The organism is Streptomyces sp. NPDC004126, assembly GCF_050275515.1.
Classification (GTDB): domain Bacteria; phylum Actinomycetota; class Actinomycetes; order Streptomycetales; family Streptomycetaceae; genus Streptomyces.
This window is the reverse complement of sequence record NZ_JBNNPF010000034.1, coordinates 38,222-52,906: the sequence shown is the minus strand read 5'-3', so window position 1 is coordinate 52,906 and position 14,685 is coordinate 38,222. Positions and strand designations below refer to the sequence as shown.

Genomic DNA, 14,685 nt, shown 5'->3' with positions numbered 1-14,685 from the left:
GGCAGAGCCCCGGGGTCTTTCAGCCCCGCCTGGGGGCACCTCCCAGCGGTAGCTGGGGGAGTTTGAGGCGCGGGGTCTGGGGCGGAGCCCCAGGGAACGGGCGAAGGGCGGGTAGGGGACTTGGCCCCGCGCAGCGGCCGGGCACCCGCAGGCGGGCCACCGGCCCCGGGGCGCACAAACGGGCCGGGCCCGGATCCCCTGAGGGGGTCCGGGCCCGGCCCGTGGTGACTGCCGAGGGCTACGTCAGTTGTCGTCCTCGTCGATCAGGAAGCCCCGCATGGGAGACGGCGCCTGCATCGGCTGCGGCGCAGCCGGCCGCACCGGAGCCATCGGCTGCGTCATCGCCGGGGACATCTGCTGCTGGCCGCCGTAGGACGGGCCGCCGGCCATCGGGGAGGGGCCGCCCATCGGCGACGGACCGCCCATCGGGGACGGGCCGCCCATGCCCATGGCGCCGGCCGGAGCCATCGACGGGGACGGCGACGGCGGCAGGGCCGGGCCGGCCGGGGTGCGCGGCGGCGCGAGGGAGTCGTCGGCCTGGGTCTCCAGCTGGCGCAGCTGCGACTCCAGGTAGGACTTCAGGCGCGTACGGTACTCGCGCTCGAAGCCCCGCAGGTCCTCGACCTTGCGCTCCAGCGTGGCGCGGGCGGACTCCAGGGAGCCCATCGCGACGCGGTGCTTCTCCTGGGCGTCCCGCTCCAGCGCGTCGGCCTTGGCACGGGCGTCCCGCTCCAGGCCCTCGGCACGGCTGCGCGCCTCGCCGACGATCTTGTTGGCCTCGGAGCGGGCCTCCGCGATCGCCTGGTCGGCGGTCTGCTGCGCGAGCGACAGGACGCGGGCGGCGCTGTCGCCACCGGGACCCTGCTGCGGGAGCTGCGGCTGCTGCATCTGCTGCATGGGCTGCATCTGCTGGCCCATGGGCTGCATCGGCTGCCCCATCGGCTGCATCTGCTGGCCCATCGGCTGCATCTGCTGGCCGAGCTGGTTCTGGCCGCCCATGGACTGCTGCATCTGCTGCGGCATGGGGGGCTGGCCCATCTGCTGCTGCTGCGGCGCCATCGGGTGCTGGCCGCCCATGGACTGCTGCTGCATGGGGCCGCCCATCGGGACCGGACCCTGCGGTCCGTTGCCGCCGGGGCCCGGCGGGAGCTGCGGCTGGCCGCCCGGAAGCTGCGGCGGGCCCATCTGCGGCTGCTGCTGCTGCTGCGGCGGGCCGGATATGGCCGCCGGCACGGGGGCGCCCGGGCGCTGGTCCTGGGGTTCCGGCTTGCGCATGTTCTGCTGCTGCTGGTTCTGCGCGGCGGCGCGCGTGGCAGCGGCCAGCTTCGCGCGCAGGTCCTCGTTCTCGCGCAGCAGACGGGTCAGCTCGGACTCGACCTCGTCGAGGAAGGCGTCGACCTCGTCCTCGTCATAGCCTTCTCGCAGGCGGACGGTCGTGAACTGCTTGTTCCGCACGTCCTCGGGAGTCAGCGGCATGTCTTCTTCACCTCTACGTAGTCGTCGGCAGTCGGCAGGACCGTATCGGGACTGTCCCCGCGCCTGCGGGGGAGCTCATCGTTCACACGCTTCTCGCAGCGGTGCTCACGAAGCTGATGAGGATGTAAACGATGATCATCAGAACGAAGAAGGACAGGTCGAGTGCCACGCCCCCGAGACGCAACGGCGGGATGAAGCGCCGAAGAAGCTTGAGCGGTGGATCGGTGACAGTGTAGGTGGCCTCCAGAACCACCACCATCGCCTTGCCGGGTGCCCATGAACGTGCGAACTGGAACACGTAGTCCATGACCAGTCGGAAGATCAGCACGATGAGGAAGCACATCAGCGCGATGTAGACCACCTGGAGTGCGACGCCCATCCCGTGCTTCCCTCTCCCCTGCTTCCGCTCTGTTCCCGGTCCCGTTTCTGACGGATCGGTCTAGCTTTGGTTGAAGAACCCGCCCTCCGCGATGCGGGCCTTGTCCTCCGCCGTGACATCGACGTTAGCAGGAGACAGCAGGAACACCTTCTGTGTCACGCGTTCAATACTGCCGTGCAGACCGAAGACGAGACCGGCCGCGAAGTCCACGAGACGCTTCGCGTCCGTGTCGTCCATCTCCGTGAGATTCATGATCACCGGAGTGCCCTCACGGAAGTGTTCCCCGATGGTACGGGCCTCGTTGTAGGTCCGGGGGTGCAGCGTCGTGATGCGGTACGGCTCCCGCTCGGAGACGACCTTGGGCATGATCACGGGGGCGTTCTTCTCCAGGTTGGTGCGGTCAGGTGTGATGGATGCCACGGGGGCAATTCGCGCGGGACGTCCGTTTTCTGACGGAATTGGGAGGGGTTCGCGCGGAGCCGGCGGCTGCGCAACTCGTACCGGTTCGTCCGTTACGGGCGTTTGGTGCACCGGCTGCTGTCTACGATCCCGGTCTCGGGCCCGTTCCGGTTCCGGTTCGGGCTCGAACTCGTCATCGGGGTCGTACCCCGGGTTGTCGTACCGGTCGTCCTCCACGAGGCCGAGGTAGACCGCCATCTTGCGCATCGCGCCGGCCATTCTCCGAGTCCTCCGCTCTGTGGTGGATCGCCCTGTCGCAGGTGTCGAGTGTCCGTCAGCAAAGTAGCTGTGTCACCAAAGTCACCAACTGCCCGCGATCCACGTGGTCTGTCCGCTCATCTGCGGAAATGACCATATTTTCTGCTGTGGTCCGACTTTCTTCGCGACGTTACCCGAGCCGGGGTCTCGCGCCGAGTACCGCAGTGCCGACGCGTACATGTGTCGCACCCGCCAGCACGGCCTGCTCCAGGTCGGCGCTCATCCCGGCCGACACCATCGTGGCAGCCGGATGGGCCTCGCGCAGGCTGGATGACAATTCCATCATCCGCTCGAAGGCGGCCTGTTCGCGCCCCGCGTAGGGACCCGCCAGGGGGGCGACGGTCATGAGGCCGTCGATCCGCAGTCCCGGCGCGCCGGCGACGAGGTCCGCCAACTCCTCCATCAGGTCCGGCGCGGCGCCGCCGCGGGAGCCGCGCTCGCCCGACTCGGCGTCGAGCGCGATCTGGACGAGGCAGCCGAGCTCGCGCCCCTGCGCCTGGGCGGCCGCCGACAGCGCGCTGACGAGCCTGGGCCGGTCGACCGACTGCACGACCTGCGCGTATCCCGCCACGGAACGGACTTTGTTCGTCTGCAACTGGCCCACGAAGTGCCAGCTCAGCGGCAGATCCGCACAGGCGGCCGCCTTGGGGGCGGCGTCCTGGTCCCGATTTTCCGCCACATGACGGACACCCAGGTCCGCCAGCAGTCGTACGTCGCTCGCGGGGTAGGTCTTGGTGACCACGATCAGGGTCACCTCCTCCCGCCCGCGCCCGGCCGCCGCGCAGGCGGACGCGATGCGCTCCTCCACCCGCGCGAGGTTCTCCGCGAGCTCGGCCTTACGATCCGTCATTCGTCAGTCCAACCAGACATATCCGGCAAGCCGCCCGGTCACCCGGTCGCGGCGGTACGAGAAGTGGTCCCGCGATTCCAGTGTGCAGACCGGGGAGCGGTGGATGTTCGCCACCCCCGCCTCCGCCAGCTGCGCGTGCACCCCGGCGACCACGTCGACGGCCGGTGTCCCCCAGCTGGTCTCGGCCCACGCGGCCGGCACCACCTCGGCGACCGCCTCCCGCATCTCGGCCGGCACCTCGTAGCAGCGGCCGCAGACGGCCGGTCCGGTACGGGCGACGATCCGCGCGGGGTCGGCGCCGAGGGCGGTCATCGCCTCGACGGCGGCGGGCACCACCCCCGCGACCAGCCCGGGCCGCCCGGCGTGGGCGGCGCCGGCGACCCCGGCGACGGGGTCGGCCAGCAGGACCGGCGTGCAGTCGGCGGTGAGAACCGCGAGGGCGAGCCCCCGACGGGCGGTCACCACCGCGTCCACGGAGGGGACGGGGGCTCCGGCGGCCCAGGGGCCGTCGACCACCGCCACGTCCCGGCCGTGCACCTGGTTCATCCAGACCACCAGGTCCGGGTCGATGCCCAGGCCCTCGGCCGCGGTCTTCCGGTTCGCGCGAACGGCGGCCGGGTCGTCTCCGACCGCGCCGCCGAGATTGAGCTCCTCGTACGGAACGGCGCTCACCCCGCCCCACCGGTCGGTGAAGGCGAAGTGGGCGCCGTTCTCGCTGTGCTGCCCCAGTGTCACTTCAAGAAGTCCGGTACATCCAGCTCTTCGGCCGGGCTGTCCTGGTAGGGCCGGGCCGTCGGGACCTGCGGTGCGGGGGCCACGGCCTCGACCGGGATCTCCACCGGCGCCGGGGGCTCCTCGCGGGGGGTGACCGTGCCGAGTCCGCCGAAGGCCGGGCGGACCGGCTCGGGCGCGCGGACCGGCGCGGGGGCCGGCTCCTCGCGCTTGGTGGACGCGGCGCCGATGACGTTGTCCCGGCGGGCCGGGGGCTGTCCGCCGTCGAAGCCGGCCGCGATGACGGTGACGCGGACCTCGTCGCCGAGCGCGTCGTCGATGACGGCGCCGAAGATGATGTTCGCCTCGGGGTGCGCGGCCTCGCTGACCAGCTGCGCGGCCTCGTTGATCTCGAAGAGACCGAGGTCCGAGCCGCCGGAGATGGAGAGCAGCACGCCGCGGGCGCCGTCGATGGACGCCTCCAGCAGCGGCGAGGAGATGGCCATCTCGGCGGCGGCCACCGCGCGGTCGTCGCCGCGGGCCGAGCCGATGCCCATCAGGGCCGAGCCGGCCTCGGACATCACGGACTTGACGTCGGCGAAGTCGAGGTTGATCAGGCCGGGGGTGGTGATGAGGTCGGTGATGCCCTGGACGCCGGACAGCAGGACCTGGTCGGCCGACTTGAAGGCGTCGAGCACGCTGACCTGGCGGTCCGAGATGGACAGCAGCCGGTCGTTGGGGATGACGATGAGGGTGTCGACCTCTTCGCGGAGCTCGGCGATGCCGTCCTCCGCCTGGTTCGCGCGACGCCGGCCCTCGAAGGTGAACGGGCGGGTGACCACACCGATCGTCAGGGCGCCGAGCGAGCGCGCGATGTTGGCGACGACGGGTGCGCCGCCGGTGCCGGTGCCGCCGCCCTCGCCGGCGGTGACGAAGACCATGTCGGCCCCCTTGAGGACCTCCTCGATCTCCTCGCGGTGGTCCTCTGCCGCCTTGCGGCCGACGGCCGGGTTGGCTCCGGCGCCGAGGCCCCGGGTGAGTTCACGGCCGACGTCGAGCTTGACGTCGGCGTCGCTCATCAACAGCGCCTGGGCGTCGGTGTTGATGGCGATGAACTCGACGCCCTTGAGACCGACCTCGATCATTCGGTTGATGGCATTGACACCACCGCCGCCGACACCGATGACCTTGATGACTGCGAGGTAGTTCTGCGGTGCTGCCACGTCGAAGGCCTCTCGCCTCGAGTTACGTGTCGCCGCCTCGCGGGCCTGCGTAGCGACGACTGATGCCGAAATGTGGGACGGTCCGTACGCGCCGACCCGAACCCTCACCCTTAAGTTTAGGGTTAGGGGTGTGTCTGTTCCCTGGACTCTTCCGAACAGGACACTAAGTCGACAAGTAGCGCGTGTTCAACGAACACGCCGAACCTCCCGTTTTTCTTTTCACCCTATGTGATCACCCGTATCGGTGGCCAACCAGGGTGCGTCGGTGTTCGACCTGACGTCAACTCCCGGACACCGCAGGTGCCGTGGGGACGCTCACGTCGAAGTGGTCGGCCTTGGGCGAGGCCTTCAGCAGAGCCGTCAGCGCCCGGCCTTTGGCCTCACCCAGTTCGCCGCTCCCCCAGACGACCGTGCGGCCCCTGGTGAGTTGCAGTACGACCGAATCGTACGACCGGACCGTGACCTGCAGCGTCTCCTTGGAGACGGCCTCGGGGAGGCTCCCGGCGATGCCGACGGCCTCGCGCAGCAGCCGCTCGCCGTCGAAGCGGCGGGCGCTCGGGGAACCCTCCGCCGCAAGTTCGAGGACCGGAACGTGCGCGGGTGCCTGCCTGACCGTGTCGAATCGCACACCGGAAGAGTCCACTTCGGTGAACTGTCCGTCCTTCTTGATGAGCAGGACCGGTTTGCGTTCCGTCACCTTCAGGGCGATCCCGTGCGGCCAGGACCGCACCACGTCGACCGAATCGATGCGGGACAGCCGGCCGCGCACCCGGGCCGCGATCTCGTCGGTGTCGACGCTCACCAGGGGTGCGCCGACGGGCACGGCCGCGGCTTCGAGGACCTGCCCGGGGGTGAGCACCTCGGTGCCGGAGGCCGTGACCTTCTCGACGCGGAACCAGGAGGAGCCGTACAGCGCCCAGGTGACGCCGGCGGCGAGGAGCACTGCGGCGGCGAGGGAGGCCAGCACGCGGACCCGGCGCGGCAGTGCGCGACCGGGCCCCCGCGGGCCGGATCTCCCGGGCGGTTTCGACGACTTGGGCCGCTTGGGGGCTTTGGGCGCTTTGGCGGCGTCCGCACCCTTGCCGCCCTTGCCTCCCCGGCCGGATGGGCCGCGCCGTGCCGTCGTCGCTCCGGCCACTCCTGTGCCTCCTGGGTCAGCGGTTACCCGCGTGCAGCCGCAATCGCCTCGTACACGAGGCCGACGAGCAGTTCGTCGGCGTCCCGGCGGCCGAACTCGGCGGCGGCGCGGGACATCTCGTACAGGCGGTGCGGATCGGACAGCACCGGGAGGACCTGGCCGAGCACCCAGTCGGGCGTCAGCTCCGCGTCGTCCACGAGCAGGCCGCCGCCGGCCTTGACCACCGGCTGGGCGTTGAGCCGCTGTTCGCCGTTGCCGATGGGCAGCGGTACGTAGGCGGCCGGCAGTCCGACGGCGGAGAGTTCGGCGACGGTCATCGCTCCCGCGCGGCACAGCATCATGTCGGCGGCGGCGTACGCGAGATCCATCCGGTCCACGTACGGTACCGGCACATACGGCGGCATCCCGGGCATGTTGTCGACACGCGGCAGTTCGTTCTTCGGGCCGACCGCGTGCAGGATCTGGATCCCGGAGCGCTGGAGGGTCGGCGCGGCCTGCTGGATCACCTCGTTGAGGCGGCGGGCGCCCTGGGAGCCGCCGGAGACCAGCAGCGTCGGCAGGTTGGGGTCCAGGCCGAAGGCGGCGCGGGCCTCGGGGCGGACGGCGGCCCGGTCGAGGGTGGAGATGGCGCGGCGCAGCGGGATGCCCACGTAGCGGGCGCCGCGCAGTTTGCTGTCGGGGGTGGAGACCGCGACGGCGTGCGCGTAGCGGGAGCCGATCTTGTTGGCCAGTCCGGGGCGGGCGTTGGCCTCGTGGACGATGATCGGCACCCCGAGGCGCTTGGCGGCGAGGTAGCCCGGCAGGGCCACGTAGCCGCCGAAGCCGACGACCACGTCGGCCTTGGTGCGTACGAGGATCTCCTCGGCGGCCTTGATGGTGCCGCGCAGCCGCCCGGGGACGGTGATCAGCTCCGGGGTGGGCTTGCGGGGCAGCGGCACGGCGGGGATGAGGCCCAGCTCGTAGCCGCGCTCCGGTACCAGGCGGGTCTCCAGGCCCCGTTCCGTGCCGAGGGCGGTGATGCCCACGGTCGGGTCCTGCCTGCGCAGTGCGTCCGCGAGGGCCAGCGCCGGCTCGATGTGGCCGGCGGTCCCCCCGCCGGCGAGTACGACATGCACCGAATTTCACCGCTCTCCGGACGGACGCCTCTTGACGCGCCGTCTCATCGACTTCCATATCGGCCCGCTCCGCTTCCAGCCGGCTCTCGGCTGTCGCATCGCGAGCGCCGCCCGCGCCGCCGGTTCCTCCCGCGCGAACGCGATGAGCAGTCCGACCGCGAACATGGTCGGCAGCAGGGCCGACCCTCCGTAGGAGAACAGCGGGAGGGGGACCCCGGCGATCGGCAGCAGGCCGAGCACCGCACCGATGTTGATCACGGCCTGGGCCGTGATCCAGGTGGTCACGCCTCCCGCGGCATACCGTACGAAGGAGTCCTCCGTGCGTCCGGCCACGCGGATACCCGCATAGCCTAGAGCCGCGAACAGGGCGAGCACCGACAGCGTCCCCGCCAGGCCCAGTTCCTCACCGGTGATGGCAAAGATGAAGTCGGTGTGGGCTTCCGGCAGTTGACCCCATTTTTCCACACTCGCCCCGAGACCGGAACCGAACCATCCGCCGGACGCGAGGGCGTAGATCCCGTGTACGGCTTGCCAGCAGAGGTCGTTCTTGCCCGGGTCTGTCGCTCCGAGGCAGGCGAGCCGGTCCATGCGGTGCGGGCTGGTCTTGATGAGCAGTGCGACGATCACACCCGCGAAGGCGAGCACGCCCACGAACATCCGCGTGGGCGCCCCGGCCAGCCACAGCAGGCCGAAGAGGACGGCCCCGAGGATCATCGCGGTGCCCATGTCCCCGCCGAGCATGATCAGCCCGAGCAGCAGGAAGGCCACCGGGACCAGCGGCACCAGCAGGTGCTTCCACTGCGTCAGCAGCCCCTTGTCGCCCTTGCGGGCCAGCAGGTCGGCGCCCCACAGGATCAGCGCCAGCTTGCCGAACTCGCTGGGCTGGAGCATGAACGGGCCGCCCAGGGAGATCCAGTTCTGGTTGCCGTTGATCGAGACCCCTATCCCGGGGACCTGGACCAGGACCATCAGGAACAGGGTGCCGGCGAGCACGGGGTAGGACAGCGCCCGGTGCAGCTTGACCGGCATCCGGGAGGCGGCGAAGAGGAGGACGCCGCCGATGAGGGCGGCCAGGAACTGCTTCTTGAAGAAGTAGGCGTCACCCAGGCCCAGCTGGAGCGCCTTGATCATGGAGGCCGAGTAGACCATCACCAGCCCGAGCACGGTGATGAGCAACGAGCTGCCGAAAATCAGGTAATACGCCGTGAGCGGGCGGTCCCAGGCCTTGCTCAACTGCCGCTGCGTACGCCGCAGCCCGGACAACGGCCCGCGCCCGGCGGGCCGTTTGGCCCCGCCCGCCGGGCGTTTGCGGCCCTGCGCCTTGACGGCGGCGGGCCGCCGCCCCGGCAGCATCTGCTTGGCCGGCATCTGTGTTCTTCCCCTCCACTCGTACGAGGCGAGCAGCCGGCCGGAGAGGACCTTCCCGGCGTCCCGGCCTAGGCCGTGTCCGCGGCACTCCCGGAGGCCAGTTCGCGCACCGCGTCGGCGAACGCGTCCCCACGCTTGTTGTAGTTCGCGAACATGTCCATCGACGCACACGCGGGCGCCAGCAGGACCGTGTCCCCGGGCTCCGCGAGCCGGGCCGCTTCCCGGACCGCTGCGAGCATCGCCCCAGTGTCGGTCCGTTCGAGGTCGGTCACCGGGACCTCGGGCGCGTGTCGCGCCAGCGCCTCGGCGATCAGCGCCCGGTCGGCGCCCATCAGCACGACCCCGCGAAGCCGCTTCGCGGACTTCTGGACGAGCTCGTCGAAGGTCGCGCCCTTGGCGAGGCCCCCGGCGATCCAGACGACCGGCTCGAAGGCCGCCAGGGAGGCCTCCGCGGCGTGCGTGTTGGTGGCCTTGGAGTCGTCGACGTAGCGGACCCCGTCGACCTCGTCCACGAACGCCACGCGGTGCGCGTCGGGGCGGAAGTCCCGCAGCCCGTCGCGGACCGCGCGCGGCTCGACGCCGAAGGCGCGGGCCAGGGCCGCCGCCGCGAGGGCGTTGGCGATGTTGTGCGGGGCGGGCGGGTTGACGTCGTCGACGTGCGCCAGCTCCTGGGCGTTCTTCTGCCGGTTCTGCACGAACGCCCGGTCCACGAGGATCCCGTCGACCACGCCGAGCATGGAGGGACCGGGGGCGCCGAGGGTGAAGCCGATGGCCCGGCAGCCCTCCTCGACGTCGGCCTCCTCGACCAGGCGCTCGGTGGCCGGGTCGGCGACGTTGTAGACGCAGGCGATGGTGTTGCCCTCGTAGATGCGGCCCTTGTCGGCGGCGTACGCCTCCATGGAGCCGTGCCAGTCGAGGTGGTCCGGGGCCAGGTTGAGCACGGCCGCGGAGTGGGCGCGCACCGAGGGGGCCCAGTGCAGCTGGTAGCTGGAGAGCTCGACGGCGAGCACGTCGTACTGCTCGTCGCCGGTCACCACGTCGATGATGGGGGTGCCGATGTTGCCGACGGCGGCGGTCTTCAGGCCGGCCGCCTTCAGGATCGACGCCAGCATCTGGGTGGTGGTGGTCTTGCCGTTGGTACCGGTGATGGCGAGCCAGGGGGCCGCCCCCTCGCCGCGCAGCTGCCAGGCGATCTCGACGTCGCCGACGACGTCCACGCCGGCCTTGGCCGCCTCCAGGAAGAGCGGGCTGTCGGGCTTCCAGCCCGGGGAGGTCACGACGAGGTCGGTGCCCTCGGGCAGGACCTCGCCGGCTCCCCCGCCGCCCTCCAGGCGGCCGAGGCGGACCTCGATGCCCAGCTCCGCGAGTTCGGCGGCCCGCGCACGGTGCGCGTCCCCGTCCCCGTTGTCGACCACGGTCACGACCGCGCCGAGGCCGGCCAGGGCGCGGGCGGCGCTGATGCCGCTCACGCCGAGACCGGCGACGGTGATGTTCCTGTCCTGCCAGGAGGTCACTTGTCTGCTGCCCATCCCGCGTAGAAGAGACCGAGACCGACGATCACGCACATGCCCTGGATGATCCAGAACCGGACCACGACGAGGACTTCCGACCAGCCCTTGAGTTCGAAGTGGTGTTGGAGCGGGGCCATGCGGAAGACGCGCTTTCCGGTCAGCTTGAAGGAGCCGACCTGGATGACGACCGACATCGTGATGAGCACGAAGAGGCCGCCGAGGAGGGCCATCAGGAACTCCGTGCGGGAGCAGATGGCCAGACCCGCGAGGGCGCCGCCCAGCGCGAGCGAACCGGTGTCGCCCATGAAGATCTTGGCGGGCGAGGTGTTCCACCACAGGAAGCCGAAGCAGGCGCCCATCAGGGCGGAGGCGACGACCGCGAGGTCCAGCGGGTCGCGCACCTCGAAGCAGGCGTTCGGGTTGGTGAGGTCGACCGCGTTGGCGCAGGACTCCTGGTGCTGCCAGACGCCGATGAAGGTGTAGGCGCCGAAGACCATCACGGCGGCACCGGTCGCGAGGCCGTCCAGGCCGTCGGTCAGGTTCACGCCGTTGGACATGGCCAGGATCATGAACAGGGCCCAGACCACGAACAGCACGGGGCCGATGGACCAGCCGAAGTCCGTGACGAACGACAGCTTGTCGGAGGCCGGGGTCAGTCCGCGGGAGTCCTTGAACTGGAGGGCGAGCACCGCGAAGGCGATGCCGACGATCAGCTGGCCGGCCATCTTGGCCTTGGCCCGCAGACCGAGCGAGCGCCGCTTGACGATCTTGATGTAGTCGTCGAGGTAGCCGACCAGGCCCATGCCCGCCATCAGGAACAGCACCAGCAGGCCCGAGAAGCTCGGCTCCTCACCGGTGATGACCTTGGTCAGGGCGTACGCGATGAGCGTGGCCAGGATGAAGGAGATACCGCCCATGGTGGGCGTGCCCTTCTTCCCGGCGTGGCCGCGGGGGCCGTCGTCGCGGATGAACTGGCCGTAGCCCTTGCGGGCCAGCAGCTTGATCAGCAGCGGCGTGCCGATCACGGTCAGGAACATGCCGATGACACCGGCGAACAGGATCTGCCTCATCGGTCGGCGACCCCGCCCTCGCGCTCCAGCAACGCCAGCGCGACCCGCTCCAGGCCGACCGACCTGGAAGCCTTCACCAGCACGACGTCCCCCGGGCGCAGTTCACTGCGCAACAGGTCGACAGCCGCCTGCGCGTCGGACACGAGCACCGACTCCTCACCCCACGAACCCTCGTTATATGCGCCCAGTTGCAGCCAGGACGCTTCCCTGCCCCCGACTGCCACGAGCCTGCTCACGTTGAGCCGGACGGCAAGCCGCCCCACCGCGTCGTGTTCGGCCAGCGATGCGTCGCCGAGCTCGGCCATGGGGCCGAGCACCGCCCACGTACGTCCCCCGTCCGCCTTGCCGGCCTCCCCCATCGCGACGAGTGCGCGCAGGGCGGCCCGCATGGACTCCGGGTTCGCGTTGTAGGCGTCGTTGACGATCGTCACGCCGTCCTCGCGCTCGGTGACCTCCATCCGCCACCGGGACAGCGTGCCCGCTCCGGAGAGCGCTGTGGCGATCTCCTCGACCGGCATGCCCAGGACATGGGCGACGGCGGCCGCGGCGAGCGCGTTCGACACGTGGTGCTCACCGTACAGCCGCAAGGTCACATCACTGCACCCGGTCGGTGTGTGGAGTGTGAAGGAGGGCTGTCCCGCGGGCGTCATCCGGACCTCGGTGGCGCGTACGTCGGCGTCCTCGGCCTCGCCGAAGAGGACCGTACGGGCCTTCGTGCGGGCGGACATGGCGCGCACGAGCAGGTCGTCGGCGTTGAGTACGGCGACGCCGCCCTCGGCCTCGGACGGCAGCGCCTCGACCAGCTCGCCCTTGGCCTGGGCGATGGCCTCGCGCCCGCCGAACTCGCCGATGTGGGCGGTGCCGACGTTCAGGACGAGGCCGATGCGGGGCGGGGTGAGACCGGTCAGGTAGGCGATGTGGCCGATGCCGCGGGCACCCATCTCCAGGACCAGGTGGCGGGTTTCCGCGGTGGCCTTCAGCGCGGTGAGCGGCAGGCCGATCTCGTTGTTGAGGGAGCCGGGCGTCCACACCGTGGGCGCGTGGTGCTGGAGCACCTGGGCGATGAGGTCCTTGGTGGAGGTCTTGCCGGCGGAGCCGGTCAGGGCGACCACGTCGGTGCCGAGACGTTCGACGACGGTGCGGGCGAGGGCGCCGAGCGCCTTCTCCACGTCGGGCACCACGATCGCCGGTACGCCTACGGGCCGGGCTGCGAGGACGGCGGCGGCGCCGGCGGCGACGGCCCGCTCGGCGTAGTCGTGGCCGTCGACGTGCTCGCCCTCGAAGGCGGCGAAGAGGCTGCCGGGCTCCACCTGGCGGGAGTCGATGACGACGGGTCCGGCGATCCGCACCGACGGATCCGGTATGTCGTGGGGCCGCCCGCCGGTGATGTCGGCGATCTCGGCGAGGGTAAGGGCGATCACTGGTCCACCTCGGCCTGTCGGGCGCTGAGCTGCTGGTTCTCGATGGCCGCGCGGAGCACGGCGCGGTCGTCGAAGGGGCGTACGACGCCGGCGGTGTCCTGGCCCTGCTCGTGGCCCTTGCCGGCGACGAGGACGGTGTCGCCGGCCTCGGCGCGCGCGACGGCGGCGGCGATGGCCGCGGCCCGGTCGGCGTCGACGAGGACGGTGCCGCGTTCCTCCGCGGGCACGGAGACGGCGCCCTCGAACATCGCGGCGAGGATCTTCAGGGGGTCCTCGGAGCGCGGGTTGTCGGAGGTCAGGACGGCGGTGTCGGCGTACCGGGCGGCCGCGGCGCCCATCGGGGCGCGCTTGGTGGTGTCGCGGTCGCCGCCGCAGCCGAGGACGATGTGCAGCTTGCCGGTGGTGACCTCGCGCAGGGCGCGGAGCACCGACTCGACGGCGTCCGTCTTGTGGGCGTAGTCGACGACGGCCAGGTACGGCTGTCCCGCGTCGACGCGCTCCAGGCGGCCGGGGACCCCGGGGACCGCGGCGACGCCGTCGGCGGCGGCCTGCGGGTCGAGTCCGGCGGCGGCGAGCGTGACGATCGCGGCGACGGTGTTGGCGACGTTGAACGGGCCGGGCAGCGGGGCCTTGGCCCGTACGCGCTGTCCTTCGGGGCCGACCAGGGTCAGGGTGGAGTCCATGTGGCCGCTGACCACGTCCTCGGCGCGCCAGTCGGCGGCCGGGTCGCCGGCGGCGGAGAAGGTGACGACCGGGATCGGCGACTCCTTGGCGAGGCGGCGGCCGTACTCGTCGTCGAGGTTGACCACGCCGAGGCGGGCCCGGCGCTCGGTGAAGAGCTGCGCCTTGGCCTGGAAGTAGTCCTCCATGCCGGTGTGGAACTCCATGTGTTCCGGGCTCAGGTTGTTGAAGACTGCGACGTCGAAGACGCAGCCGTCGACCCGGCCCAGGACCAGGGCGTGGCTGGAGACCTCCATGGCCACGGCCTGGACGCCGCGTTCGCGCATGACGGCGAACAGGGCCTGGAGGTCGGTGGCCTCGGGGGTGGTCCGCTCGGACTTGATGCGCTCGTCGCCGATGCGCATCTCGACGGTGCCGACGAGTCCGGTGGTGCGTCCCGCCGCGCGCAGCCCGCCTTCGACGAGGTACGCGGTGGTGGTCTTGCCGGAGGTGCCGGTGATGCCGAGCTGGAGCAGGGCCTCGCCGGGCCGGCCGTAGATCTCGGCGGCGAGCTCGCCCATCCGGCCGCGCGGGTCGGCGACGGCCAGGACCGGCAGGCCGGTCGCGGCGGCGCGCTCGGCGCCCTCCGGGTCGGTCAGCACGGCGGCGGCGCCGTTCGCGTACGCCTGGGCCGCGAAGTCCGCGCCATGCAGCTTGGCGCCCGGCAGGGCCGCGTACAGGTCGCCGGGGCGCACAGCACGGGAGTCGTGTGTGATGCCGGTGATCGGCGGGCCGTCCGGGTCGCCCGGTGCTTCGAGGTCGACCAGGTGGGCGAGCTCGCGCAGCGGGACCGGTCGCACGGACATGGGCCGGGGCGCTCCCGGCGGCGCTGCCGGGGCGTCTTTCTGGGCGGTTCTGGGCTGATCAGCGTGGGGCACGGCGGTGAGCGTACCGGGCGCGGCGGGCCGCTCGCGAAGCGAGGGCCCCGCTTCGGCGCCGGCGGCCGTCTGGTTCCCCGGTTCCGGGGTGATCGTTGTCACTGGCTG

General features: G+C 71.3%; 13 protein-coding genes. All 13 read right to left on the bottom strand.

The genetic code is table 11. The annotated features are described in order from the left end of the window. Window positions 1–243: 243 nt before the first annotated feature. Window positions 244–1,476 carry a DivIVA domain-containing protein gene (locus ACQKM2_RS27740; RefSeq protein WP_427714501.1) on the bottom strand — a complete coding sequence of 411 codons (1,233 nt, stop codon included), beginning with the start codon at window positions 1,474–1,476 and terminating at the stop codon, window positions 244–246. An 82-nt stretch (window positions 1,477–1,558) separates the two neighbouring features. Beyond that, window positions 1,559–1,855: a YggT family protein gene (locus tag ACQKM2_RS27735; RefSeq protein WP_007263603.1), complete on the bottom strand. Its 297-nt coding sequence runs from the start codon at window positions 1,853–1,855 to the stop codon at window positions 1,559–1,561. 60 nt (window positions 1,856–1,915) lie between these two features. Then, on the bottom strand, window positions 1,916–2,533 hold the full coding sequence (locus ACQKM2_RS27730; RefSeq protein WP_361604916.1) for a cell division protein SepF: 618 nt from the start codon (window positions 2,531–2,533) through the stop codon (window positions 1,916–1,918). 169 nt (window positions 2,534–2,702) lie between these two features. Beyond that, the gene (locus ACQKM2_RS27725) at window positions 2,703–3,422 is read right to left on the bottom strand and encodes a YggS family pyridoxal phosphate-dependent enzyme (RefSeq protein ID WP_427714500.1); all 720 of its coding nucleotides are present in this window, start codon (window positions 3,420–3,422) and stop codon (window positions 2,703–2,705) included. 3 nt (window positions 3,423–3,425) lie between these two features. Continuing rightward, window positions 3,426–4,157 carry a peptidoglycan editing factor PgeF gene (pgeF, locus tag ACQKM2_RS27720; protein ID WP_427714498.1) on the bottom strand — a complete coding sequence of 244 codons (732 nt, stop codon included), beginning with the start codon at window positions 4,155–4,157 and terminating at the stop codon, window positions 3,426–3,428. Then, window positions 4,154–5,356 (bottom strand): cell division protein FtsZ, encoded by a 1,203-nt coding sequence (gene ftsZ, locus ACQKM2_RS27715; RefSeq protein ID WP_267035330.1) that lies wholly within the window; start codon window positions 5,354–5,356, stop codon window positions 4,154–4,156. The genes pgeF and ftsZ overlap by 4 nt, the downstream gene beginning before the upstream one ends. 280 nt (window positions 5,357–5,636) lie before the next feature. After that, window positions 5,637–6,494 (bottom strand): cell division protein FtsQ/DivIB, encoded by an 858-nt coding sequence (locus ACQKM2_RS27710; protein ID WP_427714496.1) that lies wholly within the window; start codon window positions 6,492–6,494, stop codon window positions 5,637–5,639. A 23-nt stretch (window positions 6,495–6,517) separates the two neighbouring features. Further along, window positions 6,518–7,609 carry an undecaprenyldiphospho-muramoylpentapeptide beta-N-acetylglucosaminyltransferase gene (murG, locus tag ACQKM2_RS27705; protein ID WP_427714495.1) on the bottom strand — a complete coding sequence of 364 codons (1,092 nt, stop codon included), beginning with the start codon at window positions 7,607–7,609 and terminating at the stop codon, window positions 6,518–6,520. A gap of 6 nt (window positions 7,610–7,615) precedes the next feature. Further along, on the bottom strand, window positions 7,616–8,977 hold the full coding sequence (gene ftsW / locus ACQKM2_RS27700; protein ID WP_427714494.1) for a putative lipid II flippase FtsW: 1,362 nt from the start codon (window positions 8,975–8,977) through the stop codon (window positions 7,616–7,618). A 68-nt stretch (window positions 8,978–9,045) separates the two neighbouring features. After that, complete coding sequence (gene murD / locus ACQKM2_RS27695) at window positions 9,046–10,506, bottom strand: UDP-N-acetylmuramoyl-L-alanine--D-glutamate ligase (RefSeq protein WP_427714493.1); 1,461 nt, start codon at window positions 10,504–10,506, stop codon at window positions 9,046–9,048. After that, a complete protein-coding gene (gene mraY, locus ACQKM2_RS27690; RefSeq protein WP_427714491.1) occupies window positions 10,488–11,558 on the bottom strand; it encodes a phospho-N-acetylmuramoyl-pentapeptide-transferase in 1,071 nt (356 codons plus the stop codon). The genes murD and mraY overlap by 19 nt, the downstream gene beginning before the upstream one ends. Beyond that, entirely contained in the window at window positions 11,555–12,979 is a 1,425-nt protein-coding gene (locus ACQKM2_RS27685; protein WP_427714490.1) for a UDP-N-acetylmuramoyl-tripeptide--D-alanyl-D-alanine ligase, read from the bottom strand. The genes mraY and ACQKM2_RS27685 overlap by 4 nt, the downstream gene beginning before the upstream one ends. Next, window positions 12,976–14,679 carry a UDP-N-acetylmuramoyl-L-alanyl-D-glutamate--2,6-diaminopimelate ligase gene (locus ACQKM2_RS27680; RefSeq protein WP_427714489.1) on the bottom strand — a complete coding sequence of 568 codons (1,704 nt, stop codon included), beginning with the start codon at window positions 14,677–14,679 and terminating at the stop codon, window positions 12,976–12,978. Before ACQKM2_RS27680 ends, ACQKM2_RS27685 begins: the two co-directional genes overlap by 4 nt. Window positions 14,680–14,685 lie beyond the last annotated feature (6 nt).

Excerpts from the sequence above, each read along its gene's own strand:
- ACQKM2_RS27730 (WP_361604916.1), bottom strand. The coding sequence starts at position 2,533 with ATGGCCGGCGCGATGCGCAAGATGGCGGTCTACCTCGGCCTCGTGGAG.
- ACQKM2_RS27725 (WP_427714500.1), bottom strand. The coding sequence starts at position 3,422 with ATGACGGATCGTAAGGCCGAGCTCGCGGAGAACCTCGCGCGGGTGGAG.
- ftsW (WP_427714494.1), bottom strand. The coding sequence starts at position 8,977 with ATGCCGGCCAAGCAGATGCTGCCGGGGCGGCGGCCCGCCGCCGTCAAG.
- mraY (WP_427714491.1), bottom strand. The coding sequence starts at position 11,558 with ATGAGGCAGATCCTGTTCGCCGGTGTCATCGGCATGTTCCTGACCGTG.
- ACQKM2_RS27735 (WP_007263603.1), bottom strand. The coding sequence starts at position 1,855 with ATGGGCGTCGCACTCCAGGTGGTCTACATCGCGCTGATGTGCTTCCTC.
- ACQKM2_RS27740 (WP_427714501.1), bottom strand. The coding sequence starts at position 1,476 with ATGCCGCTGACTCCCGAGGACGTGCGGAACAAGCAGTTCACGACCGTC.
- murD (WP_427714493.1), bottom strand. The coding sequence starts at position 10,506 with ATGGGCAGCAGACAAGTGACCTCCTGGCAGGACAGGAACATCACCGTC.